Origin of the sequence: Bacteroides caccae (assembly GCF_002222615.2) — a bacterium.
GTDB classification, from domain to species: domain Bacteria; phylum Bacteroidota; class Bacteroidia; order Bacteroidales; family Bacteroidaceae; genus Bacteroides; species Bacteroides caccae.
On the sequence record NZ_CP022412.2, the window covers coordinates 4,384,316 to 4,408,529 of the forward strand.

The window sequence follows — 24,214 nt, forward strand, 5'->3', positions numbered from 1 at the left end:
ATAACTTCCCCGGAAGAGATAACGTATACTTCTCCCGGGAATAATAAAAAAGGGAGGAGATAACCTTTCCCCTCCCCAAAAGTCAGGCGGATTCCGGTATTGACCTGTCAGAGCCAACACGGGAGAACCGCTCCGGCAAGTGACTATTATTCTCCTATCTGTTAAAGGATAGGGAAGACGTTCACAGCAGTCCAAGCTTGTACTTGAACACGAACAATAACATTCACATTTTCATCTTCCAAATCTTCCTGACCACCCGGTTCTGGAGTCACTCCTTCCGGAATAGTCGGATCTGTATCCACCAGGATACCCTGTCCGTTGTTCAATGTGCTAAGATTCAGATTGATCAGGTAACCACCCTTACCGGCCGGAACATCAGTCGTACCGTCTGTTGCACCTTCTGTCTTCGCATAACCGGATATAACTACAAAACGTCTGTCTACAGATACGCCTGCATCACCTGTTTTGAAAACGAAAGCGAGTTTTGGAGCATTGTTAGTCTTTCCGTAACCGGTAATTCCATTTGAGAAGAAGTTAAATGCCGCAGCTTTTTTACCTGCTCCGAAATCAAAAGCAGTTGCTGTAAAGTAGGAAGATACATCGGACAAGTCTGTCTTGCCATCAGGTTTGAATGTTCCATTGGTAAAATCATATCTGTCACCTGCATAAGTCTTGGCCCAGAACCAGTTTGCTTCTTCTTCTACTGTAAGTGCAGGAATAGAAAGTGTTCTGCTGAAACGGTTCATCAGGATACCCTGGTTTGCAGAGGTCACGTCAACAACCTGCAACCATTTGCTCAAAGCGGCTTTCTTGCTAAGGTCAGACTTACCATCCCACACTTCGTTATTGAAGCCATCGGCAGCAGCTTTGAAAGCCGTCCATGCATCAGCACTGGTTTTTCCGTTGTTTTCAGCCTTACCCAGCCATGTCTTGCACCACTGTTCCGCCTCGGCCTTTTTTCCGTCTTTCCAAGTAACTTTGATAAATTTGGTTCCAGTCACTTGGAAACGGTTCATACTGGCAGCCAAGGTGAGTTCCGCTTTCTTGACGGTACGCTTATCCTGCTGGGGATCAACGCCATAAGATTCGGCACCAACAGTGGTAAGTTCTTTGGAACCTGCATAGATCACTTCATTAATTTTAGCCTTCAACAGTTGTTTGCTAACATCAGACACGGGCTTGTTCTCAACCAATGCACCTTGAGGGTTTGCAATAACAAGAGCTTTTGTTGCGCCTTTGTCCACGTTAAGGAATTTATAACCTCCTGTCGCTTCACCAGCTCCCACGGCGGTAGATGAAGTCAACTTAGTAAAATCATCAGACCCCTTCGTAAACTCCTTCGCAAAGACAATATCATCTCCCTTTAACAAGTACACATGCAGTTTTTCAACCGTTGCCGGATCACCATTGTTGGCAGTGTTCTGCAAATCGCCCATGGCGGCACGTGTACCGGGACCGGGCAATGCTACTGACATCATCACATCAACCGGCTGATTAGCACCCTCCGGTACAACCAGATTTTCTTCATTGTTACATGCAGCAAACAACGCCAGCGAAGCCACTGCAAAATACTTCATTACTTTCATGATTTGAATTGTTTTAAATTGAAATTACTAATACAATATATAACTGAGTTACATCCGCAACCCACGATTTATTCATTTACCCTTACAGCCTTGAATGCTTTCGCACGGTTACATCCCCGAGCCGCTGCCTCTTCCAACAGTTTCTCTGCCTTCCTCCAATCACCTTTCATATCATAGGCAATTGCCATTGGGAACAGGACACGACTGTCTTCTCTTACCACTTCCAATACCTGCAACGCACCGTCCGCATCCTTGCCATATTTCAACAAGGCATTGGCATAATTCAAAACCGCCACAATGTCCCCCGGAAACTGCTCGTATGCCTTCTTATATACCGGCAGAGGATTCTCCCCCCGGGAAGCATACAATCCGGCCAGCTGGTACATTTCGTACAAGCTAAGACATTCGGGCTTGGTCTCAAAAACTCCGGGGAGTTCCTCCGACGTATAAGGCCTTACATCAAAGCTGAGACTGAATGTTGTACGCCGCAGAGCCGGGTAAAACTCTTCCAAAAGAATATGGTAAGTCTTATCATTATCTAACTCACGGATAGCCGACTCACGTTCCGTATCATTTGAGTTATGTTCAATGATAAAAAGGATTTTGTCCTTATTGGAAAGAGTGGAACCACTGACTGCTGCCTTAAGACCTTCCCAGTCTTCCCCAACCCCTTCGGTACGATAAACCGGTGCTTTCTTGAGGGCGGGATATTGACTGGAAATATAATTTGAAAGGGTTTGAGTCCGTCTTTGCGCAAGGGATTTGTTATAATTAAAATCTCCTTCGGGAGAAGCGTAACCTTTTATATACACATCCTTTAGCTCCGCCCCTTTAATCAATAGGTTTTCAGATACAAATTGGCCGAGTCCGGCAAGCTCCTGACGGTTATCCGCAAAGGTCTTGCGAAGATCGTGTTGTGCCACGGGAAAAGTCACTTTACAATCAAAAGAATCCTTGTAGCACTTGACCAGCACCTTTTCCGGTTCGATAAAATCGTAGGCATAATCTTTCGCTCCAAAGAGCGGAATACCGGCTTGCAATGCAATACCATCGTTTTTACTCATACCACATTCGGCACAACCATATAACTTTTCATCCACAACAAGATGACCATCTGCCATCCAACTTTCAAAAGGGAAACTGCTTTTGAATGTCAAGGGTGTTTCTTTCAGCTCCTTGACAGAATGCACCTCACCGTAGCCAAGCTGGTCACTCTTCACATTATGCAGGGTCTTGCGACGTTTAACAACCTTATACCTCCTTCGGCCGGAAATGCATACAGGTTCCAGTTCCACACTTTTTTTTCCATCCACTGAAACAAAACGGGGAGAAATATACATCATTTGCTGGCTTTTCAACTTTTCGACAAGCCCTATCGAAAATTCTATATCCAATTTATCCCCGTCCGCGCTTCTCTCTACACGGCTTCCGGAATAATCCCCGTGCAGACCATTAGCTGACGATAAAGTTTCCTGGGCAAAAACCAACATGGGAAACATTCCCAGGCAGCCCATAATAAAAATTTGTTTCTTATAATATTGTAACGGTTTCATGATATACTTTTTTGCATAAAAAATAAAAAATCCGGGTACGTAAGAAGACTATTTCAACATATAAATAATGGAAATCGCCGCTCTGGTGGGACCGATATAATCAGCATCCCCCTTCCCCTCCTTTTTTCCGCAGGTAGTACACTTGTACTTATCATAACGGGTATGTACATAACCGATGCCCAAGGAGGCCTCTATATTGAAACGATTGGAAACGACCCACTGATAGCCGGCACTCAGACCACCACCCCAAAAATATCCTTCATAACGGTGCTCCTTCATTTTCCCGTCTCCCTTTTGAAGAACAAAAGGTACATCAATGCCACCGATGTTCATCTGCCCTCCATGCGCGTGCAACCCGAAGAACCAGCCATTGAAAACATCACACGTCCAGTAACGTAGCTCAGGCTGTACCAACCAATGACTAGCCTTCTTTGTTTTATACCGGGAGGAGGTAGCATCCTGCGTGTAGAAAAAGAAATTCATCCCCACTTGGGTGTCAAGCGTCCATTTCCGTCCCATTGAAAACTCAAGGGAAAGATTCGGAGTCTTCAGGGCATCATACGCCAAATTATTTTTTATTGCCACCTTCTGTGCAAAAGAATGGGTGCAAAAAAATAAAAAGAAAAGAAAAATAGTCCTCTTCATACTAAAGATTTTTATCATTATTATTAATACTCTGTTTCTCGTTTTTTTGATGTTGCAAAAGTACTGCGCTGCTATCGCATTGGCATTATACAAAAAAGACAGAAATTAACAAATACATGACTATTTTAGAAAAAATGTCATTATTGTGTAAATGTATCATACTCACAGAACCCAATGTGAAGTCAAAAAGCCGGTCAATCAAATGTAAAGCAATGCAAAATATCTATTCTATATAAGAATATAACGAAACAGATAACAAGTATCTTTACTCGTCAAAATATCTTTATCTTTTAAGATTAGATATAAATCTTCACAGGACCGCTTGCCTACACCATGTAATTTGCCCAATGCGTCAAAACCATTTTTCTTGATAAACCGCAACAGGTCCTCCAACAGATAGATATTATACCTCCTAAGGTTCCGTAAGATTCTCGGTTGTATCTCCAAATATTCCAAAGGAGTAGAAAGTTTATCCACACATTCCGCAGGTATATCATATTCTTTGAGTGGAACAAAGACTTTAAATTGTCCGCAAACAACATTGTTCCTGTGTAAAACAGCCTTATAGTTTCTATACCGGAGATGGACTGATTGAAGCCTTTGCTGTTCTTGAACCAGACTTTCCCAACAACGACTTACTTCCCTTACGCCTTCCTCATACATGAAAATTAATTCTCGTATGGAAAGATTATACCTGTAGGACAGATCGGATATATCAGTCCCTGTCATCAGGGAATAAAAAATATCCTGCCTCTTTTCATCCCTTACATACATGGACATCATTTTGACAAGATCCTTATAAAGACGGAAACAATATACCGACAAGCCATGTGCACGAAGAGAAATAAAAGTCTTTTCCTTCTTGCTTACTTTTTGAATAGAAGATTCCATATTGCTTAATATTGTATTAAAAAAGACAGGTATTTATCATACGGTCAAATTTTATCTTTTTTGCTTTCGCTCCGCAATTCTGTCGGAGTTAGCCCAAACAGTCTTTTACAATAGCAGGTGAGATGGGCGGGAGAACTAAATCCAAATTCCATGGCTATTTCCCGGAAAGCAACATCCGGATCACAGACTTTCTCACGAACAATCTCAGCCTTCCGTTCCTGCATCCATTGATAGGGGCTCTGGTTAAAACAATCTTGGAACTTGCGGTTGAAAGAGCGTTCTGACACACAACACAAACTGGCAAATTCTTTCACAGATTTCACTTTCCGATAATTTTCCAGCACAAAATCTTCAAATTTTCTTCCTACTCCGGATGTTCCTGAAAAGAAGGAAGCAAGCTCGGGCTTGGTATAAAATCCCCTCAATACAAGTATTATTTCCTGTTGTTTGAGAATGTGCATATGCCTACATAATAATCCTGCATCCAGATAAATAAGCAACTGCCTTAACACGTGAAGCAGCGGTTTGCGAATTAGAAGAATACAGTTATCCCTCTCTCCCAACTTGTCACGGGAAATAGAATCAAAATACATTTTGTCACAAGCCGTTATCTGTTTGTTCCAAAACAATAAAAGACATTCTGCCGGTACAACACTTTTAATCCGGTTCTCCTCCCGCTGTGGAATAAGGAGCATCCTGTTTCTGAGAAGAGAAATATGATGTTCCTGCCCTATATCAACTAACAATTCTCCTTTCAACAGGAATAAAATACAAAAACAGCTGTCATTATCAACTTGCCCACATTCTTGTGCAGCCAATTTATATCGAGTAAACCCACTTGCAAAATTAAGCTGATAATTAAAGCAGGAGCGGTGCTCAGACAAATTAAGTAGTTTCATGTTATATCTTAAAATAATTATGTTTAGAAAACATCGTAATCAAGATGTTTGTTTTTAACAAAAAAGACATATATTTTCAGATATCAGACAATTAAAACATGCTTATAATTTCACGCCTGTTTCCCTGATTTTTCTGCAATCAAAGTTTTTTATTGCAGCTATTTTTAGATGTATCATTGAAAATAGTTATATTTGCGACTAGTTTATTAGGACAGATATGAGCCAGCATTAAAATCGGCATATAAGTTTCTGATAATCAGATATAAATATAAAATTACATGATTATTTCCAATTCTTAAAATATTCGTGTAGTTTTGCGCAAAACTTTAAAAATATGATACAGTCAATGACAGGTTACGGCAAAGCTACTGCCGAACTTCCAGAAAAGAAAATAAACGTAGAAATCAAGTCGCTCAACAGCAAGGCAATGGATTTATCCACTCGCATCGCCCCGGCTTATCGTGAAAAAGAAATAGAAATCCGTAACGAGATTTCCAAGGTTCTGGAGCGCGGAAAAGTAGATTTCAGCCTGTGGATCGAGAAAAAAGAGGGCGCCGAGAGTGCAACACCTATCAACCAGGCATTGGTGGAAGGATATTACAAACAGATTCAGGCTATCTCGGAAAACATCGGCATTCCTGTCCCTACGGATTGGTTTCAAACGTTGCTCCGTATGCCGGACGTGATGACGAAAACGGAAATCCAGGAATTATCGGAAGAGGAATGGAAAGTAGTGCACGCCACGGTGCTTGAAGCGATTAATCATCTGGTAGATTTCCGCAAACAGGAAGGTGCCGCACTGGAAAAGAAGTTCCGCGAAAAGATTGCGAATATCTCGCTGTTGCTCGAAAAGATCGCTCCTTATGAGAAAGAACGGGTAGAAAAGGTGAAAGAACGCATCACGGACGCACTCGAAAAGACGTTGAGCGTAGATTATGACAAGAACCGTCTGGAACAGGAATTGATTTATTATATCGAAAAATTGGATGTAAACGAAGAAAAACAACGCCTTGGCAATCATCTGAAGTATTTTATTAGTACTATGGAAAGCGGTAACGGACAGGGGAAAAAGCTCGGATTTATCGCACAGGAAATGGGCCGGGAAATCAACACATTAGGTAGCAAGTCCAATCATGCGGAAATGCAGAAGATTGTTGTCCAGATGAAGGATGAACTGGAACAGATCAAGGAACAGGTACTGAATGTAATGTAATTTCAAATAGAAAGAATCACATGACAGGTAAATTAATTATTTTCTCCGCCCCGTCAGGCTCGGGCAAATCTACTATCATCAACTATCTACTGACACAGCATTTGAATCTTGCGTTTTCTATTTCCGCAACAAGCCGCCCGCCGCGCGGAACGGAGCAACACGGGGTTGAGTATTTCTTTCTCACTCCGGAGGAGTTTCGTTGCCGTATCGAGAACAATGAGTTTCTGGAGTACGAGGAGGTGTATAAAGACCGTTACTACGGCACACTGAAAGAACAGGTGGAAAAACAGTTAAAAGAAGGTCAGAATGTGGTGTTTGATGTAGATGTAGTAGGCGGATGCAACATCAAGAAGTTTTACGGTGACCGTGCATTGTCGGTATTTATCCAACCGCCTTCGGTAGATGAACTGCGCTGCCGACTGGAAGGTCGCGGCACAGATGCGCCGGAAGTAATCGAAAGCCGCATCGCCAAAGCGGAATATGAGTTGAGCTTTGCTCCGCAGTTCGATTGCGTGATCGTTAATGACGATCTGGAGACGGCTAAGGCGGAAGCTTTGAAAGTAATTAAAAAGTTTTTGGAGGCCTAGTTAATTGTCTTTTGCCAGACAGAAAGATACAAATGAAGAAACATAAAACCGGAATCTTTAGCGGCTCATTCAACCCGATTCATATCGGACATCTTGCCTTGGCCAATTATCTTTGCGAATACGAAGGGTTGGACGAAATCTGGTTTATGGTCAGCCCACAGAATCCCTTAAAAACGCAGTCCGAATTATGGAGTGACGGGCTGCGTCTTAAATTGGTGGAGTTATCTATCAACGGTTATCCGCATTTTCAAGCTTCGGATTTCGAGTTTCACCTGCCACGTCCCTCTTACAGCGTGCATACATTGGAAAAGCTACGCGCTGCTTATCCCGAACGGGACTTCTATTTCATTATCGGCTCTGACAACTGGGCGCGTTTCGACCGTTGGTATCAGTCGGAGCGTATCCTAAAAGAGAACAACATTCTGATTTATCCCCGCCCCAACTACCCCGTAAAAGAAGATGAATTGCCGGAAACTGTACGCCTCGTCCATTCACCTGTATTCGAGATCAGTTCTACATTTATTCGCAAAGCACTGGACACAGGAAAAGATATACGGTATTTTCTGCATCCGGCAGCTTGGGAATATATAAAAACAAATTTACAATACTACTCCGCCAACCGATGAAGCGTTATCATTACCACTTCTGCCGGTGCACCAATGCGAATCGGGAGTTGTGAAGTGCCGATTCCGTTTGTTATAATAAGGGGAATTTTTGCGGTGTTGTAGGCCAGCCCGGTTAAGAAGCGGTTTCCGTAATGAGAATTTAACACCGGGGCGACTCCAAAGACACGGACTTGTCCGCCGTGGGTATGCCCGGCCAGAGCAAGGTCGGTGTTAGCCACTGAAACATCTTCGATATAGTCCGGTGTATGTACTAATAATATGACAAAATCTTTGGGAGAGAGTGCCAATGTAGGCGACACGCCGTTGTGTGTCAAGTCGAAAGGATTGCGTACGCCTGCGATAATGATCTGCTGGCCGTCTTTCCGAAGAGTATCTACCTCATGTTCCAACACCCTCATCCCATAATGTTTCATTGTACGGACAATTTCGTCGTGACAGCGTTCGTAATCATTGTTTCCCATTACGCCGTATGTCCCCATGGGCGTTTTCACACGGGAAAGGGCAGCGAACAAAGGTTCCACATATTCGCAACCTTCCTGATAGTCACCTCCCATTAGCAGGACATCGGCCTTTTGGGCAATCAACAGACGGACAAGGTTGTTCAGTCCTTGTTCTTTCAACAGGCTTTTATAATGCAAATCGGAGACGAAGGCAATGCGGAAACCTTCAAAAGCTTCGGGAACATCCCGGTGAGTGAAATCATATTTCACGACACGGTCGACACCTGCATAAGCGGATGACACACTTTCGGTTGATGAAGTGATTTTGGCTTCACGAAGTACACGATCAGCAGATTCGGTTCCGGCAATGGTTTGTTTCTTTGCCGGTTCACTTTTCTTTTCTTTCGAGACATCCAGCTCTTTGAGTCCGGCATGATCCGGCGCAAAAACATCTGCCGGGACAGTGGAAGCGGTATCCGCATGAACGGAATCTGTATTTAAAACAGGCGAAGGCAAAGTGGACACCATATTTTTCTTCGACTTACAAGAGGCCAGCGAAAGCAGTGTCAACAAGATAACGGAATAAATTATTTTCTTCATTTTCTCTTAATTTGAAGTATTTTGAAGTATTTCGGGGGTGCAAAGATACGAAAAATCATCTATCTTTGTCCGTCAAAACTCTCTATAATATATTAAAGCATGAAAGAAATAAAGCGTAACTCACTGCAAGCATGGATATTAGCGGCACGCCCCAAGACTCTGACAGGTGCAGTTACTCCCGTTTTAATAGGTACTGCACTTGCCGCCATGGACGGGCATTTTGAATGGTTACCTGCACTAATCTGTTGCGTGTTCGCCAGCCTGATGCAGATTGCCGCCAACTTTATCAATGACCTTTTTGACTTCCTCAAAGGGACGGACAGGGAAGACCGCCTGGGGCCTGAACGCGCCTGTGCGCAAGGTTGGATTTCTCTTCAGGCAATGAAAACGGGAATCATCGTCACGGTTACCCTTGCCTGCCTCATCGGTTGTACGCTGCTTTTCTATGCGGGGTGGGAGCTGATTATCGTCGGCGTTCTCTGTGTACTTTTTGCTTTTCTCTATACAACCGGACCTTATCCCCTATCCTACAACGGTTGGGGAGATGTTTTAGTAATCATTTTTTTCGGTTTTGTCCCCGTAGGTGGAACCTACTATGTGCAAGCGCTAACATGGACGCCGGATGTTACCGTAGCCTCACTCGTTTGCGGACTACTCATTGACACTTTACTTGTTGTCAATAATTACCGCGACCGCGAAGCGGATGCACGAAGCGGAAAACAAACCATTATCGTCCGTTTCGGTGAGAAGTTCGGACGCTATTTTTATCTGGCACTGGGAATAACAGCGTCCTTGCTCTGTCTCCGGTTCTTGAGTGAAGGACATTTTTATGCGGGACTGCTTCCGCAACTTTATCTGATCCCCCACTTCTTCACATGGAAAAAAATGGTACGTATATATAATGGTAAAAAACTAAACAACATATTAGGCGAAACGTCGCGTAATATGCTGCTCATGGGAGTCCTTTTGTCGTTAGGGCTATTATTAGGTTGAAAGTTGAAAGTGAAAATTACCGGGTTAGCATTATTAACAAGACAAGACATTAACAGTTATACGTTATTAACGACTTATTATACGTTATTAGTGACTTATTACACGTTATTAACGACTTATTATACGTTATTAGTGACTTATTATTTAGCGACACAAGTGTTTTCTTATAGGTTCTTTGTCAAATTTGACGACAAGATAAATTAGGGAAAAATAATTCAACAGTTCATAGTCGATAGTATCCAATACTCTCCTCCTTCGGGAAGGAGGAGTCCCCGTAGGGGGAGGTGGTAGGTGAGTACATAAGTCTATTATTAAAACAAATAGGCGCACCTACCACCCCGGCTTTCAGCCACCCCTCCTTCCCGGAAGGAGGGGAATGGAGTTACCACCGACTTGTTAAATGCACATTATAATTATATCTAAAGAAAAACCTTCTTTTTTCTAACGTTCTTTTTCTATCTCCTATTATCAATCCTCTATTATCTTATTTTCTCCTACTATCTTATCTTCCTCTATTATCAATCTCCTACTATCTTAATCTTCCCCTATTATCAATCTCCTACTATCTTAATCTTCCTCTATTATCAATCTCCTACTATCTTATCTTCCCCTATTATCAATCTCCTACTATCTTATCTTCCTATTTCCCGTACATTTTTTCGTAATAGCCTTGATAATCTCCGCTAGTTACTTCTTCCACCCACGGCTGGTTATTCAAGTACCATTCGATAGTCTTCACAATGCCGACTTCGAATTTCGTTTCGGGATACCAACCTAAGGCATTGGTAATTTTGGTCGGGTCGATTGCGTAACGCTGGTCGTGTCCGAGGCGGTCTTTGACAAAAGTAATCAAATCCTCGTTAATCCAGTCGATTGAGATTTCTCCGTTTTCACCTTTCACTTTCTTTTTAAGCATTTGGCGATATTCGGGATGTTCCGTCATCAAGCGGTGAATGGTCGAGATAGTCAGTTTCACAATTTCGAGGTTTGTCTTTTCGTTGTGTCCACCTACGTTGTAGACCTCTCCCTCTTTGCCTTCGCGCACAACGAGGTCAATCGCCTTGCAATGATCTTCCACATACAACCAGTCACGCACGTTACTTCCGTCGCCGTAGACAGGCAGATGTTTACCTTCAAGGATATTCTTGATAATCAATGGAATCAGTTTTTCCGGGAAATGATACGGGCCGTAGTTATTTGAGCAACGGGTAATCGTAACCGGCATTTTATAAGTGTCGTGATAGGCCATAACGACCATATCCGCGCTAGTCTTGGAAGCGCTGTACGGGCTATGCGGACAAAGCGGCGTAGCCTCCGTGAAAAACCCTTCAGCACCCAGAGAGCCATACACTTCGTCGGTAGAAACCTGATGATAGCGCACACCTTTCCTCCAAGTCGGGTAGCCCTGTTCGTCCTTGCCCATTACCCACGCGCGGCGTGCACAGTCCAACAAGTTCTGCGTGCCGAGAATATTAGTAATCAAGAACAACTGCGGGTTTTCAATGCTACGGTCCACATGGCTTTCGGCAGCGAAATTCACCACGTAATCGAAGCGATACTCAGCAAACAGACCGTCTACTACTTCGCGGCTGCAAATATCTCCCTTGATAAAAAAGCAGCGTTCATTGTCGATATCCTTGGCAATGGTTCCCAAATTTCCTGCATACGTCAAAGCATCCAGAATCACGACCTTCACGTCGCTATGTTTTGCCAGAATATACTTAATGTAGTTTGCGCCGATAAATCCTGCGGCACCGGTCACCAGATAAGTTTTCATATATTTCTTATTATGTTGATTTTAGGATTGTTTTGCCAGTTCAATAAGGTATTTGCCGTATTCCGTCTTTTCGAGTTGCCGGCCGAGCAGAAGCAGCTGTTCCGTCGGAATCCAGCCCTGACGCCATGCGATTTCTTCGATGCAACTGACATAAAAACCTTGACGGTTCTGAATGGTGGCAACAAAGTTGGAGGCTTCCAGCAAACTGTCACAGTTACCGGTATCGAGCCATGCAAATCCACGTCCGAAAAGTTCCACTTTCAGCGTGTCTTCTTCCAGATAGAGGCGGTTTAAGTCCGTTATTTCATATTCTCCACGGGCGGAAGGACGGAGGGCGGCAGCCTTTTCCGTCACGGTAGCGTCATAGAAATACAATCCGGGAACGGCATAATTGCTTTTCGGAACGGCAGGTTTCTCTTCCAGGGAAACGACTTTGCCCGTCTCGTCAAATTCCACCACACCGTAAGCGCGGGGATCTTTCACGTAATAACCGAATATGCAAGCTCCTTTCTCCACACTGGCAGCACGGCGGAGCATGGCGGAAAATCCCTGGCCGTAGAACATATTATCGCCCAAAATCAGACATCCCGGTTCACCGTTCAGGAAATCGGCTCCCAATACGAAAGCCTGTGCCAGACCGTTGGGTTGCTCCTGCACCTGATAAGAGAAGGACATTCCCAGTTCTTCACCTGTTCCCAGCAGATCGCGGAACATCGGCAAGTCACGTGGAGTAGAGATAACCAATACTTCGCGTATTCCCGCCAACATCAGTGTAGACAACGGATAATAAATCATCGGCTTGTCGTACACAGGCATGATCTGTTTAGAAATCGCCTTAGATAGCGGATAGAGGCGGGTAGCACTTCCACCGGCCAGAATAATTCCTTTCATGTTCGTCTTTGTTATTCATTCACTGGCTGCAAAGGTCGGAAAGAAATCCGAAATGACAAAAATAATGCGAAGTTATTTATCCGCCAGCTCGATAACTTCCAAATCCTTGAACGCTCCTTCGTCAATGACAAACCGCACCAATGTACGTACTTTATGAAATCCGGACATTCCCGCCGCTCCCGGGTTGATGTGCAGCATATCCAACGTTTTGTCATATTTCACCTTTAATATATGAGAATGCCCGCTGATAAAGAGTTTCGGCGGCCGCGTCATCAGGCTTCCGACAATGGAAGGATCGTACTTTCCCGGATAGCCTCCGATGTGTTTTATGAGTACTTCCGCACCGTCCACCGTAAAACGGTTCACCTGCGGAAACAACTTCCGGATTTCCTGCCCATCAATATTCCCGTAGACTGCCCGTAACGGCCGGAAAGCCGCCAATTTTTCCGCTACCTCCAACGAACCGATATCGCCCGCGTGCCAGATTTCATCGCACGGTTCAAAATATTCCAGGTATTTCTCGTCCCAGTAAGCGTGAGTATCTGATAATAATCCTATTCTTGTCATAATTTTCTTTGTTTAATCCCGCAAAGATACTATATTTGGAAAAATCTTAAAGTACATGGAAAGCAAATATAATTATTTCAAGCGAGATATCAGTTGGCTCTCATTCAATTACCGCGTATTGTTGGAGGCAACGGATGAACATTTGCCGCTCTACGAGCGGATTAACTTCATCTCAATCTACTCTTCCAATCTGGAGGAGTTTTACAAAATCCGGGTGGCCGACCATAAAGCAGTGGCTTCCGGAGCAACGGAAAGCGATGAAGAAACCGTACAATCTGCCCGTGAACTGGTAGAGGAAATCAACCGGGAAGTCACCCGGCAGCTGGACGACCGTGTGCACATCTACGAACAGAAAATACTCCCCGCCCTACGTAGAAACCATATCATTTTCTATCAGGACAGACACGTGGAGCCGTTCCACCAACAATTTATCAAAGATTTTTTCCGGGAAGAAATCTTCCCTTACCTGCAACCCGTACCGGTATCGAAGGACAAAATCGTCTCTTTCCTCCGGGACAACCGCCTCTATCTGGCCATACGAGTTTATCCGAAAAAAGAGAATGAGGCAGAGCAACGGCAGCAGCCGTATTACTTCGTCATGAAACAGCCTTATGCCAAAGTGCCCCGTTTCATCGAACTTCCCGCACATGAGAAAGACCATTATCTGATGTTCACCGAAGACATCATCAAGGCGAACTTAAACCTGATCTTCCCCGGCTACGACGTCGACTCCAGCTACTGCATCAAGATCTCCCGCGACGCTGACATCCTGATTGACGACACCGCCAGCAGCGCCGACCTTGTAGCCCAACTGAAGAAAAAAGTAAAGAAACGCAAGATCGGCGACGTCTGCCGCTTCGTCTACGACCGTGCCATGCCGCAAGACTTCCTCGATTTTCTGGTGGACGCCTTCCGCATCCAGCGTGACGAGCTTGTCCCCGGCGACAAGCATCTGAATCTGGAAGACCTGCGTCACCTCCCCAACCCGAACAAGTCGCTCCACAGCCTTGAGAAGCCAAAGCCGATGAAGCTAACCGTCCTCGACGAGAAAGAATCCATTTTCAACTACGTCGCCCGGAAGGACCTGCTCTTATATTATCCGTATCATTCCTTCGAACACTTCATCCATTTCCTTTATGAAGCCGTTCATAACCCGGAAACGCGGGAAATCATGGTCACACAATACCGTGTGGCAGAAAACTCCGCCGTTATCAACACCCTGATAGCCGCCGCCCAAAACGGCAAGAAAGTAACCGTATTCGTTGAGCTGAAAGCCCGCTTCGATGAAGAGAACAACCTTGCCACCGCCGAAATGATGCAAGCCGCCGGCATAAAGATAATATATAGTATCCCGGGACTGAAAGTGCATGCCAAGGTAGCCCTCGTCCGCCGTCGCGGACAGAACGGCGAGAAGCTCCCCAGCTACGCTTATATCAGCACCGGCAATTTCAACGAGAAGACTGCCACCCTCTACGCCGACTGCGGCCTGTTCACCTGCCGCAAGGAAATCGTGAACGACCTATACAACCTCTTCCGCACCCTGCAAGGTAAAGAAGACCCCAAATTCACGACTCTCCTTGTCGCCCGTTTCAACCTCATCCCCGAACTGAACCGCCTCATCGACCGTGAAATAGAACTTGCCGACCAAGGCAAGGGTGGACGTATCATCCTCAAGATGAACGCCCTCCAAGACCCTGCAATGATTAACCGCCTCTATAACGCCTCCGAACACGGCGTTCAGATCGACCTCATCGTCCGTGGCATCTGCTGTCTCATCCCCGGGCAGTCATACAGTCGTAACATCCGTGTCACCCGTATTGTCGACAGTTTTCTGGAACACGCCCGCATCTGGTACTTCGGCAACAACCACCACCCGAAAGTATTCATGGGTTCCCCCGACTGGATGCGCCGCAACCTCTACCGGCGTATCGAAGCGGTCACCCCGATACTCGACCCCGACCTGCGTGCCAGCCTGATAGAAATGCTGAACATCCAACTGGCCGACAACCAAAAAGCCTGCTGGGTAGACGCCCAACTGCAAAACGTATTCAAGAAAAGAACGCCCGGTACCCCAAGCGTCCGCGCACAATATAATTTTTACGAGCAACTAAAAAACAGCCTGCTTCCACATAATCCCACATAACTCTATATAACCCTATATAACCCTATATAACTATAACACATATAACGCCCCATGCCGCACCCACCCGCATGGTTTCCCCGGACTACTTTTTTATCCGTCAAGCGAGCTTCCGTAACGGAGCGGATTTTTCTTCAAGTTTGGTGGTAATTTAGCCAGTCGGTGGTATCTCCATTCCCCTCCTTCAGGAAGGAGGGGTGGCTGAAAGCCGGGGTGGTAGGTGGATACACAATGCTGATAATAACAGACTTACGCATTCACCTACCACCTCCCCCTACGGGGACTCCTCCTTCCCGAAGGAGGAGAATGGAGATACCACCGACTATAAACTGTCAAGTCATTATTTCACTAATTCACCTTATAACCAAATTTTTTGTTTGTTTCTCTGTCTCTTTCTTTTGTTTCAAGACAAAAGAAAGAAAGTTGTAACACAAATGTAACAAGTATGACATCCCCCTGCAACCTCAAACTCCGTCCTTTGCAGGCGGAAATAACATACACACATTTATGGAGACAATTTATTTATGCATTATCATTTTCCTCTTCGTACTAGCCATATTCGACCTGATCGTCGGTGTGAGTAACGATGCGGTTAACTTCCTCAATTCGGCGGTAGGTGCCAAGGCGGCCTCCTTCAAGACCATCCTGTTTATTGCAGGCATCGGCATATTCATCGGAGCATCGCTCTCTAACGGCATGATGGACATTGCCCGGCACGGCATCTACCAACCCGAGCACTTCTACTTTGCAGAAATCATGTGTATCCTGCTTGCCGTCATGCTCACCGACGTTGTCCTGCTGGACGTATTCAATTCAATGGGAATGCCTACCTCCACCACCGTATCCCTCGTCTTCGAGCTGCTGGGAGGAACCTTCGCCCTCTCCCTCATCAAAGTCCGTAACAGCGACACCCTCGGGTTGGGCGACCTGATAAACACCGACAAAGCCCTTTCCGTCATCATGGCGATATTCGTATCCGTGGCAATCGCCTTCTTTTTCGGTATGCTCGTCCAATGGCTGGCCCGTGTCATCTTCACGTTCAACTACACGAAAAAGATGAAATACAGCATTGCACTGTTCGGAGGCGTGGCCGCCACCTCCATAATCTATTTCATGCTCATCAAAGGACTGAAAGACAGTTCCTTCATGACCCCCGAAAACAAGCAATGGATACAGGACAACACTTGGATGCTTATCAGTGTGTTCTTCGTATTCTTCACCATACTAATGCAGATCCTTCACTGGCTGAAAATCAATGTCTTCAAAGTAGTAGTACTCATGGGTACTTTCGCCCTCGCCCTCGCCTTTGCCGGCAATGACCTTGTGAACTTCATCGGCGTTCCCCTCGCAGGCTTCTCGTCCTTCATGGATTTCACGGCCAACGGCAACGGCAATCCGGACGGATTTCTGATGACCTCACTGCTCGGCCCCGCCAAAACTCCGTGGTACTTCCTCATCGGCGCCGGCGCTATCATGGTCTACGCCCTTTGCACCTCCAAGAAGGCACACGCGGTAATCAAAACTTCCGTCGACCTCTCCCGTCAGGACGAAGGCGAAGAAACCTTCGGAAGCACCCCGATAGCCCGTACAATCGTCCGTTTCAGCATGACACTCGCCAACGGCATCTCACGCATCACCCCGGACAGCACCAAGAAATGGCTGGACACCCGCTTCCGCAAAGACGAAGCGATCATCGCCGACGGAGGTGCTTTCGACCTCGTCCGCGCCTCCGTGAACCTTGTCCTTGCCGGCCTGCTCATCGCACTGGGAACTTCGCTGAAACTCCCGCTGTCCACCACTTACGTCACTTTCATGGTAGCCATGGGTACTTCGCTCGCCGACCGTGCCTGGGGACGTGACTCAGCCGTTTACCGTATCACAGGCGTACTGAGCGTCATCGGCGGTTGGTTTATCACTGCCGGAGCTGCCTTCACGATCTGTTTCTTCGTCGCCCTCGTGCTGCATTTCGGTGGAAATATTTCAATCATTGCCCTCATCGCTCTGGCAGCATTCATCCTGATACGCAGCCAGGTGATGTATAAGAAACGCAAAGCAAAAGAACAAGGCAACGAAACTCTCAAACAACTGATGCAAACATCGGACAGCGAAGAAGCGCTGCAACTGATGCGCAAACATACCCGCGAAGAGCTTTGCAAAGTTCTCGAATACGCAGAGACGAACTTCGAGTTGACCGTCACCTCGTTTATCCACGAAAACTTGCGGGGACTGCGCCGTGCCATGGGTTCCACAAAGTTCGAGAAACAACTTGTCAAGCAGATGAAGCGCACGGGAACGGTAGCCATGTGCCGCCTCGACAATAACACCGTGCTCGAAAAAGGGCTGTACTACTATCAGGGCAACGACTTTGCCAGCGAACTGGTGTATAGCATTTCCCGCCTTTGCGAACCGTGTCTGGAGCATATCGACAATAACTTCAATCCGCTGGACGCTATCCAAAAAGGAGAATTCAGCGATGTGTCCGAGGACATTACCTACCTGATTCAGCAATGCCGCAAGAAAATGGAGAATAATGAGTACAACGATATGGAAGAAGAAGTCCGCCGTGCCAACGACCTCAACGGACAGCTTTCGTTGCTGAAACGCAAGGAGTTGCAGCGCATCCAAAGTCAGGCGGGCAGTATCCGGGTCAGCATGGTTTATCTGACAATGGTTCAGGAGGCACAGAACGTGGTGACTTATACAATCAACCTGATGAAAGTAAGCCGGAAATTCCAAGTGGAAACGGAAATGCCGTAAAAGTCAGACGGAAATGTTACAGAAGTCTCAGACAGAGATGTTACGATGAAATATATAAAAACACACAAAAGAGGGTTTATTCAAAGTGCAGAATTACTAAGTCATTTTTAGGTTGGGGAACCATAGATGTACAATGAGAGATAAACCCAAAAACAGGCAGAGGGTGACTAAACAGTCGGAAGTTTTCAGATACTCTTGACTTTTAGTCACCCTCTTTTTTTGTCCGTTCCACCTGCCCGCTTTCGCTTGGTGGAACTACGTGCGGGTGGCACGTTTTCGTTTTACGTCATACTTTTCTTTCTTTTTTCCTGCCGGTCTCTCTTTTTTTCTGCCGGCTGCTAATCCTTCTCCGTCTTTCCGTTTCTCCGGCGACGGAAGCGCAGAAGCGCTTCGAGAATATCAAGCAGTTTTTCAAGAAATAGTTTCATCTTTTTCTTTTTTTAAGGTTAATAATTCGTTTAGACAGACGGGTCCGGCGTTACACCACCGCCACCGGGTGTGTTTCCGCCGCCGGGTTTGTCATCGCCGCCCGGATTTTCCGTATCACCGTCGGCAATCAGACCGGCTGCTACGTCTTTGACGTGTACAAATTCCACTCCGGCAGTCAGTGCGCGGGTCGTGTTTCCGGCAGACCGGGTGTACTCCGGCGTGAACTGACAGCGCAGCGAAACGATTTGCGAGCTGCTGACTTTGCTTTCCTGTTCCACGCCTTTTCCGCAGGCTTTGGCAACCATAGTGAATGTTCCCAATCCTTCGAGACGCACTGTGCGGCTATTGAGCAACTGTTCGCGCATCACGGACATCAGATTCCGAATCACGTTGTGCACGTCGCCCGCCGTCAACGAAGCCTTTTCGGCAATCAATTCCGCCATTTTCTGCGTGTTGACCGTTCTCCCGATTTTCACCAGGCGGGGATAAAAGAGTTTCTGTCCTTCTTTGTTGGCAAGCGTTGCCTGGTAAGGTTTGTAAATTAATGGCATACTACTGTTTTCCTTTCTTTTTAATGATTAATGGATCAATTGTCTCTGTAACCGATTACGCCGACAAAAGTAAACGGGCCAAAGAAAGTCGAGAGACACGATGTGACAAGTCGTGACGGGAGAGAGCAAGTTCAAACCGTTTCGCACAAATGCTGCCTGTAAGCACTTCTGTCCAAAGAAGTACCAGACAACAAAAAATCACGTACCTTTATAACCGAAACGAACAATCCAATAAAAAAGCAGTAACAATGAAAACAACTACCACAGAAACTTCAATTCCGGAAGAGAAAACAACCTCCGCCCGCATACAAGCATACAGTAAAAGTCAACTGGCCGCCCTCTACCTACCCCACATCCAGCCTGCCTCTGCCCGCCGGACGCTCCGCAGCTGGATTGCCAAAAACACGGAACTGCAAGCGGCACTCGCCCGTTCGGGGTATACCGGAAAAGCAATCCTGTTGACTCCTGCACAAGTCGGGCTGTTCTTTCGATTTTTGGGAGAGCCTTAGAAAGCTCTCCGGTACCGGACGAACCCACATCGAGATTGATATACTCATATTCGGGACACATAAGGCAACGTGAACCAGAAAGTGCTGCCCTCGGCAAGCGTCCTGCGCAGCCATATCACGTACCATTTTTAACCAAAAACAATATTCCCAACCCGGATAGAACGGCTGTTCATCTCCGGGTCGGGAATATCTTCATTTCACAATGTACGGATTTGCGAACGAGTAAATCGGCATCAACAAGCGTTTTCCCGGCAGAAGATTATACCAAGTTCTCACAGTACTTATCTTATTTGAACTCATCATCAATATTTCTGCGTTCATTGTCGCCCACGGGTTCCTTCTCTCCCTTTTTAAATACCGTCACATCCTTTTTGAACTTAATTTCGATAAAAAACTTTCTATTCCCTTCGAGATAGAAATGTACCTTTGCGGCGTTTCCGACCAGATAAAGCAGCATCGTTCCCAAGAGGACGACCAAATGGTTGGCGTTGACACACTCATTGGAAAGACACTTGACCAGTTTGAAAATCGACGACCAGCTAGCCGCCGTTTTCTGCGTTCTGAACGAGAATATACGTCTGACCGTTGATATGGAGGTGTCTGTTTGTTTGGCAAAATAAACCTCTTTGTAATTGTTCTCATAAGAACAAATTTTCACCTCGTCGATTACTTTTCCTTTTTCCTGCCAGTCTTCTTCGTCGAAATCACTAGATCTTCTCCGATTCCTCTCATGCTTGTTTGTACCCGTTTCCACTTTACTTTTAGCTGCGTTTTCAACTACATTTTCAACACTTGTTTTAGTTCCATTGTCCACAGTATCAACTGTTTCACTAGATAATTGTTTTGTCATCATAATTAATATTTCGTAAATAATGCCGACAAATATCGGATATTATTTTTAACATTATGCGTCACGCGTGACACTTTCTTACTTTATCTCCTAAAATAACTCAAACATGAACCCTTTATGTGTTACCCTTCCTCTACCTTTACCGACGAAATCAATGAAAAATAATTGAATATAATGACCGAAATTAAAAAAAATCATTCCCTCCGGCGGATACGACTCATGAAGCGGGCCGCCGTTATTCGTCAAAACAATGGCATGGACAAACGCGAGGCACTTGTCGTTGCGCATCAGATAGACGTTTTAATTCGCAAAATGTACTTAGCTAACGTCAGTTTTTATTATACCAAGCAGGACGGAAGCATCCGTCACGCCGTAGGAACGCTCACCGGATACGAACATTGTTTCCACCGCCCGTATACGCCACGGCCGGAAAACACGTTCGTCGTCTACTACGACCTCGAAGCCAAAGGCTGGCGGACATTCCACGCCGAAAATTTCCTCCGTGCCGAATGAGGACGCCCGAAGAACGCAAAGAGTGGGAAAGGCTCTGCCGACAATACAACGTAGATTCGCTCTACGAGGCGATCGAAGGCTGCCGGGAGGAACTGGAATTCCTCGTCCACTGCGCCGAACGCCTCGAACCGCTGCCGGACGATGACACGCCGGCACTCCGCCCCCGCCGCGCAACGATTGCAGACCACGCCGTTTAACACATACAGTCCACGCCGTTTCTGTGTGCACGAAACGCCGTTTTATGAAGACAGGAAACGCCGTTTCTCTTTCCGCATCCGGCGGAGGAGGACTATTTTTAACAAAGCATAATTTTATTAACATTATAAACAACATCAAGTATGGAAAACTGGAGATTTATCAAAGAAAACAATGATTATATGGTGTCGGACCACGGGCGGATCATGAGCCTGAAGAAACCTCAAAAAAAGATATTGAGCAGCAGTCTCCTCCACAATGGTTATGAGGCTATATACATCTATCAGAAAGGGATTCATGCCGCGCGCTATGTGCACCGACTGGTAGCGGAAACGTTTATCCCCAACCCGAAAAAACTCCCGCAAGTGAACCACCTCGACGGAAATACGCTCAACAATCATGTGTCCAACCTCGAATGGTGCGACGCCTACGACAACTTGATGCACGCTATCCGCACCGGGCTTCGTCCCGTTAACGTGCCGCGCTCCATTCCCTGCGCCGTGACGGACGAAAGCGGGACGATCCTCCACCCGTACCCTTCCATGAAGTCAATGGTGAAAGAGGAAAAACTGAACAGCGCGCAATACAGCTGGTTGCAACTGAAACTCACGCATCCCGAACGGGTACGGCTGCATACGATGCGGCGGTGGCACCTGCCTTATCTGCCCATTCCTCCCGACTGCACCCCCGTCCGCCACTCCGTCACCCGGCAATATTACCGGCTCCTGTCCGCCGAAGAGGCCGCCGCGCTGGGGTTCAGCTACCGGAGCGTCCGAAGGGAGAAAGGCATTCACTTAATTATCAGCAATTTAAAATAAACAAAAGAAAGGAGATTTTCAAGATGAAAGACGCTATTATCATTCACTGTTCCGCCACCCGTGCGGAACAGGACATCACCGCCGCCGACATCGAAAGCTGGCACCGTGCCCGCGGATTCTGGACGATCGGTTACCACTATGTCATCCGCCTCGACGGAACAATCGAACCCGGAAGAGACGTCACCCTCGACGGCGCACATTGCATGGGGTGGAACAAACGGGCAATCGGCATCTGCTATGTCGGCGGACTGGACAAGGACGGTCGCCCCGCCGATACACGCACCGACGCGCAACGCACCGCACTCATCCGACTGGTGAAGGCGCTACGGCTTGTCTTCCCCGGTGTGAAGCAGGTGCTCGGACACCGTGACACCAGCCCCGACCTCAACGGCGACGGCGTTATCTCGCCCAACGAGTACATGAAAGCCTGTCCGTGCTTCGATGTTCAGAAAGAGGGATTCTGAACTGAGTCGTACACATCGGTGTCCTCTGCGATGAAATTCAGGGTGCCGCACCCACGAAACCCGAACTAATCATTAATTTTTAATTCAATCCAAATGGCCCGTATTTCCAAATCCGGTTTAGATTATTTTCCACTCGACGTCAATTTCCTGCAAGACAGAAAGGTGCGACGTATCTCCAGCCGTCACCACGCAGCAGGGATTGCCGCGCTCACTTCACTGTTCTGCCTCATCTACAAAGAAAAAGGGTATTATGTCCCGTGGAATCAGGACACATTGTTCGACGTTGCACAGGAAGCCTGTTGCGAGGAGGCGGAAATGCAGGCCATTATCGACGACTGTCTGGCGGTGGGATTATTCGACCCCCATATATATAAGGTGTATAGCGTACTCACTTCACAAGTTATTCAGGAACAATATCACAAAATTATCACCGACAGCCGGAGAAAATACAAATTACCGTTGGAACATTTCTGGCTAATCACGGACGGAGAAACGGAACAACAAAAGGACGAATACGGAAAGGAAAACAGCATAGCAAAAAGTGAAAACGAAAATAGAAACGAAAACCGAGCGGGAACCGGAAACGGAACTGTCAGTGATGCAGCAGTAAATGATGTCTATGCTACAAAAACAGGAATTAATGCAGCAAAATCTCCCGAAATTGCTACAACAATCCCACAAACAAAAGAGGAAACAGACACCAAAGGTAAACAGGAAACGGAGAAGGAAAGAGATAGAGATAGAGAGAAAGAGATAGAAAAAGACAAAGAGACAGAGAATAGGCGGAAAGCCGGAAAAGAGACAGAGAATGAAATGCCGCCCGTGCCGTCAAACGGCGTTTTTCAGGCTCCGCCTGTCGTTGTAAGTGGTTTGTCTTTTGGAAATTTCGGAAATTATTCTGAAATAAAAGAATGTTATTCTGAAGAAAAGGGAACTTATCCTGAAGTAATAGAAAATCCTTCCGGAGAAAAAGGGAATCCCCAAAGAGATAACGGAAGAAACAGCATTCCCCCCCAAGGAGTAACCGCCGGAGGCAGCTCCGAAACTCTCCTGCACATGAACCTTCAAACAATCGGCATCCGGAAAGAACAGACCGTGAACGCAATCACCGCCCTCGCCCGACGCAAAGAACTGGGCGGACCGGGAGGCACTTTATGGAAGATTCTCAGCAACGAATACCGCCCCACCCTGCTCAAAAAAAACGAACCGGGAGATTACATCCTCTGGGCCCTTAATCATCCGACGGAATTTGAGAACACCTACAACGGGACATTGAAGAAACTGGTGAGAGGAAGGTGACGCGGGTGCAACCGCAATCACCTCAACGTTCCGAAGCCCCCTGTGCTATGAAAAAATCGGTTCTTCTTCAAATTTGGTGGTTATTTAGCCAGTCGGTAGTATTTCCATTCCCCTCCTTCGGGGAAGGAGGGGTGGCTGAAAGCCGGGGTGGTAGGTGGATACACAATGCTGATAATAACTGACTTACGCATTCACCTACCACCTCCCCCTACGGGGACTCCTCCTTCCCGAAGGAGGAGAATGGAGAATACTATCGACTATCAAATTATTATTGAATACTATCGACTATCAAATTATTATTGAATACTATCGACTATCAAATTATTGTTGAATACTATCGACTATCAAATTATTATTTTCTCAATTAATTTTACCACCAAATTTGAAGAAGAATCAAAAAATTCCATAGTTGCCCCCTGTA

General features: G+C 46.1%; 23 protein-coding genes. 11 read left to right on the plus strand and 12 right to left on the minus strand.

Going from position 1 to position 24,214, the window contains the following annotated elements; translation table 11 throughout:
• Positions 1-161 precede the first annotated feature (161 nt).
• The 5 genes from CGC64_RS17890 to CGC64_RS17910 all read right to left on the minus strand — a co-directional run bounded on the left by CGC64_RS17890 (position 162) and on the right by CGC64_RS17910 (position 5,574).
• Positions 162-1,586 (minus strand): hypothetical protein, encoded by a 1,425-nt coding sequence (locus CGC64_RS17890; RefSeq protein ID WP_005679615.1) that lies wholly within the window; start codon positions 1,584-1,586, stop codon positions 162-164.
• A gap of 68 nt (positions 1,587-1,654) precedes the next feature.
• Positions 1,655-3,139, minus strand: coding sequence for a DUF3868 domain-containing protein (locus tag CGC64_RS17895; RefSeq protein ID WP_005679616.1), 1,485 nt, complete (start codon positions 3,137-3,139; stop codon positions 1,655-1,657).
• A 48-nt stretch (positions 3,140-3,187) separates the two neighbouring features.
• Positions 3,188-3,784 (minus strand): DUF3575 domain-containing protein, encoded by a 597-nt coding sequence (locus CGC64_RS17900; protein WP_005682777.1) that lies wholly within the window; start codon positions 3,782-3,784, stop codon positions 3,188-3,190.
• A 228-nt stretch (positions 3,785-4,012) separates the two neighbouring features.
• Positions 4,013-4,675, minus strand: coding sequence for a hypothetical protein (locus CGC64_RS17905; RefSeq protein WP_005679618.1), 663 nt, complete (start codon positions 4,673-4,675; stop codon positions 4,013-4,015).
• Between the two features lie 44 nt (positions 4,676-4,719).
• Entirely contained in the window at positions 4,720-5,574 is an 855-nt protein-coding gene (locus tag CGC64_RS17910; RefSeq protein WP_005679619.1) for a helix-turn-helix domain-containing protein, read from the minus strand.
• Positions 5,575-5,908: 334 nt separating this feature from the next.
• Between CGC64_RS17910 and CGC64_RS17915 the strand changes: the two genes are divergently transcribed.
• The 3 genes from CGC64_RS17915 to nadD are packed head-to-tail and all read left to right on the plus strand — an operon-like array spanning position 5,909 to position 8,000.
• A complete protein-coding gene (locus CGC64_RS17915) occupies positions 5,909-6,787 on the plus strand; it encodes a YicC/YloC family endoribonuclease (RefSeq protein WP_005679620.1) in 879 nt (292 codons plus the stop codon).
• 20 nt (positions 6,788-6,807) lie between these two features.
• On the plus strand, positions 6,808-7,374 hold the full coding sequence (gene gmk, locus CGC64_RS17920) for a guanylate kinase (protein ID WP_005679622.1): 567 nt from the start codon (positions 6,808-6,810) through the stop codon (positions 7,372-7,374).
• A gap of 32 nt (positions 7,375-7,406) precedes the next feature.
• Complete coding sequence (gene nadD, locus CGC64_RS17925; protein WP_005679623.1) at positions 7,407-8,000, plus strand: nicotinate (nicotinamide) nucleotide adenylyltransferase; 594 nt, start codon at positions 7,407-7,409, stop codon at positions 7,998-8,000.
• On the opposite strand, the gene CGC64_RS17930 is transcribed toward nadD, so the two are convergent.
• Entirely contained in the window at positions 7,982-9,040 is a 1,059-nt protein-coding gene (locus CGC64_RS17930) for a metallophosphoesterase (protein ID WP_005679624.1), read from the minus strand. The two genes, nadD and CGC64_RS17930, sit on opposite strands and share 19 nt — an antisense overlap.
• Before the next feature lie 99 nt (positions 9,041-9,139).
• Between CGC64_RS17930 and CGC64_RS17935 the strand changes: the two genes are divergently transcribed.
• Positions 9,140-10,033 carry a 1,4-dihydroxy-2-naphthoate polyprenyltransferase gene (locus tag CGC64_RS17935; RefSeq protein WP_005679625.1) on the plus strand — a complete coding sequence of 298 codons (894 nt, stop codon included), beginning with the start codon at positions 9,140-9,142 and terminating at the stop codon, positions 10,031-10,033.
• 640 nt (positions 10,034-10,673) lie between these two features.
• Here CGC64_RS17935 and rfbB read toward each other — a convergent pair.
• From rfbB to CGC64_RS17955, 3 genes are all read right to left on the minus strand, one after another.
• Positions 10,674-11,810, minus strand: a complete 1,137-nt coding sequence (rfbB, locus tag CGC64_RS17945; protein ID WP_005679626.1) for a dTDP-glucose 4,6-dehydratase — start codon at positions 11,808-11,810, stop codon at positions 10,674-10,676.
• Positions 11,811-11,831: 21 nt separating this feature from the next.
• Positions 11,832-12,701 carry a glucose-1-phosphate thymidylyltransferase RfbA gene (gene rfbA / locus CGC64_RS17950; protein WP_005679627.1) on the minus strand — a complete coding sequence of 290 codons (870 nt, stop codon included), beginning with the start codon at positions 12,699-12,701 and terminating at the stop codon, positions 11,832-11,834.
• Positions 12,702-12,773: 72 nt separating this feature from the next.
• Complete coding sequence (locus CGC64_RS17955) at positions 12,774-13,268, minus strand: metallophosphoesterase family protein (RefSeq protein WP_005679628.1); 495 nt, start codon at positions 13,266-13,268, stop codon at positions 12,774-12,776.
• A 55-nt stretch (positions 13,269-13,323) separates the two neighbouring features.
• Here CGC64_RS17955 and CGC64_RS17960 point away from each other — a divergent pair, with 55 nt between their 5' ends.
• Complete coding sequence (locus CGC64_RS17960; protein WP_005679629.1) at positions 13,324-15,411, plus strand: RNA degradosome polyphosphate kinase; 2,088 nt, start codon at positions 13,324-13,326, stop codon at positions 15,409-15,411.
• Positions 15,412-15,542: 131 nt separating this feature from the next.
• On the opposite strand, the gene CGC64_RS19275 is transcribed toward CGC64_RS17960, so the two are convergent.
• Positions 15,543-15,665, minus strand: a complete 123-nt coding sequence (locus CGC64_RS19275) for a hypothetical protein (RefSeq protein WP_259888152.1) — start codon at positions 15,663-15,665, stop codon at positions 15,543-15,545.
• A 250-nt stretch (positions 15,666-15,915) separates the two neighbouring features.
• Between CGC64_RS19275 and CGC64_RS17970 the strand changes: the two genes are divergently transcribed.
• Positions 15,916-18,165, plus strand: coding sequence for an inorganic phosphate transporter (locus CGC64_RS17970; protein ID WP_005679768.1), 2,250 nt, complete (start codon positions 15,916-15,918; stop codon positions 18,163-18,165).
• Positions 18,166-18,623: 458 nt separating this feature from the next.
• Here CGC64_RS17970 and CGC64_RS17975 read toward each other — a convergent pair whose 3' ends face one another.
• Positions 18,624-19,145: an HU family DNA-binding protein gene (locus tag CGC64_RS17975; RefSeq protein ID WP_005679767.1), complete on the minus strand. Its 522-nt coding sequence runs from the start codon at positions 19,143-19,145 to the stop codon at positions 18,624-18,626.
• A 248-nt stretch (positions 19,146-19,393) separates the two neighbouring features.
• Here CGC64_RS17975 and CGC64_RS17980 point away from each other — a divergent pair, with 248 nt between their 5' ends.
• Positions 19,394-19,654 (plus strand): DUF4248 domain-containing protein, encoded by a 261-nt coding sequence (locus CGC64_RS17980; protein WP_022042224.1) that lies wholly within the window; start codon positions 19,394-19,396, stop codon positions 19,652-19,654.
• A 286-nt stretch (positions 19,655-19,940) separates the two neighbouring features.
• Here CGC64_RS17980 and CGC64_RS17985 read toward each other — a convergent pair whose 3' ends face one another.
• Positions 19,941-20,507: a hypothetical protein gene (locus CGC64_RS17985; RefSeq protein ID WP_005679764.1), complete on the minus strand. Its 567-nt coding sequence runs from the start codon at positions 20,505-20,507 to the stop codon at positions 19,941-19,943.
• Positions 20,508-20,678: 171 nt separating this feature from the next.
• On the opposite strand from CGC64_RS17985, the gene CGC64_RS17990 reads away from it, so the two are divergent.
• From CGC64_RS17990 to CGC64_RS18010, 4 genes are all read left to right on the plus strand, one after another.
• Positions 20,679-21,017: an SH3 beta-barrel fold-containing protein gene (locus tag CGC64_RS17990; protein WP_005679763.1), complete on the plus strand. Its 339-nt coding sequence runs from the start codon at positions 20,679-20,681 to the stop codon at positions 21,015-21,017.
• 338 nt (positions 21,018-21,355) lie between these two features.
• Positions 21,356-22,030, plus strand: a complete 675-nt coding sequence (locus CGC64_RS18000) for an NUMOD4 domain-containing protein (protein ID WP_005679757.1) — start codon at positions 21,356-21,358, stop codon at positions 22,028-22,030.
• Positions 22,031-22,053: 23 nt separating this feature from the next.
• Positions 22,054-22,494 (plus strand): N-acetylmuramoyl-L-alanine amidase, encoded by a 441-nt coding sequence (locus CGC64_RS18005; protein ID WP_005679756.1) that lies wholly within the window; start codon positions 22,054-22,056, stop codon positions 22,492-22,494.
• A 93-nt stretch (positions 22,495-22,587) separates the two neighbouring features.
• Positions 22,588-23,793 (plus strand): DUF4373 domain-containing protein, encoded by a 1,206-nt coding sequence (locus tag CGC64_RS18010; RefSeq protein WP_005679755.1) that lies wholly within the window; start codon positions 22,588-22,590, stop codon positions 23,791-23,793.
• Positions 23,794-24,214 lie beyond the last annotated feature (421 nt).

Excerpts from the sequence above, each read along its gene's own strand:
- CGC64_RS17890 (WP_005679615.1), bottom strand. The coding sequence starts at position 1,586 with ATGAAAGTAATGAAGTATTTTGCAGTGGCTTCGCTGGCGTTGTTTGCT.
- CGC64_RS17895 (WP_005679616.1), bottom strand. The coding sequence starts at position 3,139 with ATGAAACCGTTACAATATTATAAGAAACAAATTTTTATTATGGGCTGC.
- CGC64_RS17900 (WP_005682777.1), bottom strand. The coding sequence starts at position 3,784 with ATGAAGAGGACTATTTTTCTTTTCTTTTTATTTTTTTGCACCCATTCT.
- CGC64_RS17905 (WP_005679618.1), bottom strand. The coding sequence starts at position 4,675 with ATGGAATCTTCTATTCAAAAAGTAAGCAAGAAGGAAAAGACTTTTATT.
- CGC64_RS17910 (WP_005679619.1), bottom strand. The coding sequence starts at position 5,574 with ATGAAACTACTTAATTTGTCTGAGCACCGCTCCTGCTTTAATTATCAG.
- CGC64_RS17915 (WP_005679620.1), top strand. The coding sequence starts at position 5,909 with ATGATACAGTCAATGACAGGTTACGGCAAAGCTACTGCCGAACTTCCA.
- gmk (WP_005679622.1), top strand. The coding sequence starts at position 6,808 with ATGACAGGTAAATTAATTATTTTCTCCGCCCCGTCAGGCTCGGGCAAA.
- nadD (WP_005679623.1), top strand. The coding sequence starts at position 7,407 with ATGAAGAAACATAAAACCGGAATCTTTAGCGGCTCATTCAACCCGATT.
- CGC64_RS17930 (WP_005679624.1), bottom strand. The coding sequence starts at position 9,040 with ATGAAGAAAATAATTTATTCCGTTATCTTGTTGACACTGCTTTCGCTG.
- CGC64_RS17935 (WP_005679625.1), top strand. The coding sequence starts at position 9,140 with ATGAAAGAAATAAAGCGTAACTCACTGCAAGCATGGATATTAGCGGCA.
- rfbB (WP_005679626.1), bottom strand. The coding sequence starts at position 11,810 with ATGAAAACTTATCTGGTGACCGGTGCCGCAGGATTTATCGGCGCAAAC.
- rfbA (WP_005679627.1), bottom strand. The coding sequence starts at position 12,701 with ATGAAAGGAATTATTCTGGCCGGTGGAAGTGCTACCCGCCTCTATCCG.
- CGC64_RS17955 (WP_005679628.1), bottom strand. The coding sequence starts at position 13,268 with ATGACAAGAATAGGATTATTATCAGATACTCACGCTTACTGGGACGAG.
- CGC64_RS17960 (WP_005679629.1), top strand. The coding sequence starts at position 13,324 with ATGGAAAGCAAATATAATTATTTCAAGCGAGATATCAGTTGGCTCTCA.
- CGC64_RS19275 (WP_259888152.1), bottom strand. The coding sequence starts at position 15,665 with ATGCGTAAGTCTGTTATTATCAGCATTGTGTATCCACCTACCACCCCG.
- CGC64_RS17970 (WP_005679768.1), top strand. The coding sequence starts at position 15,916 with ATGGAGACAATTTATTTATGCATTATCATTTTCCTCTTCGTACTAGCC.
- CGC64_RS17975 (WP_005679767.1), bottom strand. The coding sequence starts at position 19,145 with ATGCCATTAATTTACAAACCTTACCAGGCAACGCTTGCCAACAAAGAA.
- CGC64_RS17980 (WP_022042224.1), top strand. The coding sequence starts at position 19,394 with ATGAAAACAACTACCACAGAAACTTCAATTCCGGAAGAGAAAACAACC.
- CGC64_RS17985 (WP_005679764.1), bottom strand. The coding sequence starts at position 20,507 with ATGATGACAAAACAATTATCTAGTGAAACAGTTGATACTGTGGACAAT.
- CGC64_RS17990 (WP_005679763.1), top strand. The coding sequence starts at position 20,679 with ATGACCGAAATTAAAAAAAATCATTCCCTCCGGCGGATACGACTCATG.
- CGC64_RS18000 (WP_005679757.1), top strand. The coding sequence starts at position 21,356 with ATGGAAAACTGGAGATTTATCAAAGAAAACAATGATTATATGGTGTCG.
- CGC64_RS18005 (WP_005679756.1), top strand. The coding sequence starts at position 22,054 with ATGAAAGACGCTATTATCATTCACTGTTCCGCCACCCGTGCGGAACAG.
- CGC64_RS18010 (WP_005679755.1), top strand. The coding sequence starts at position 22,588 with ATGGCCCGTATTTCCAAATCCGGTTTAGATTATTTTCCACTCGACGTC.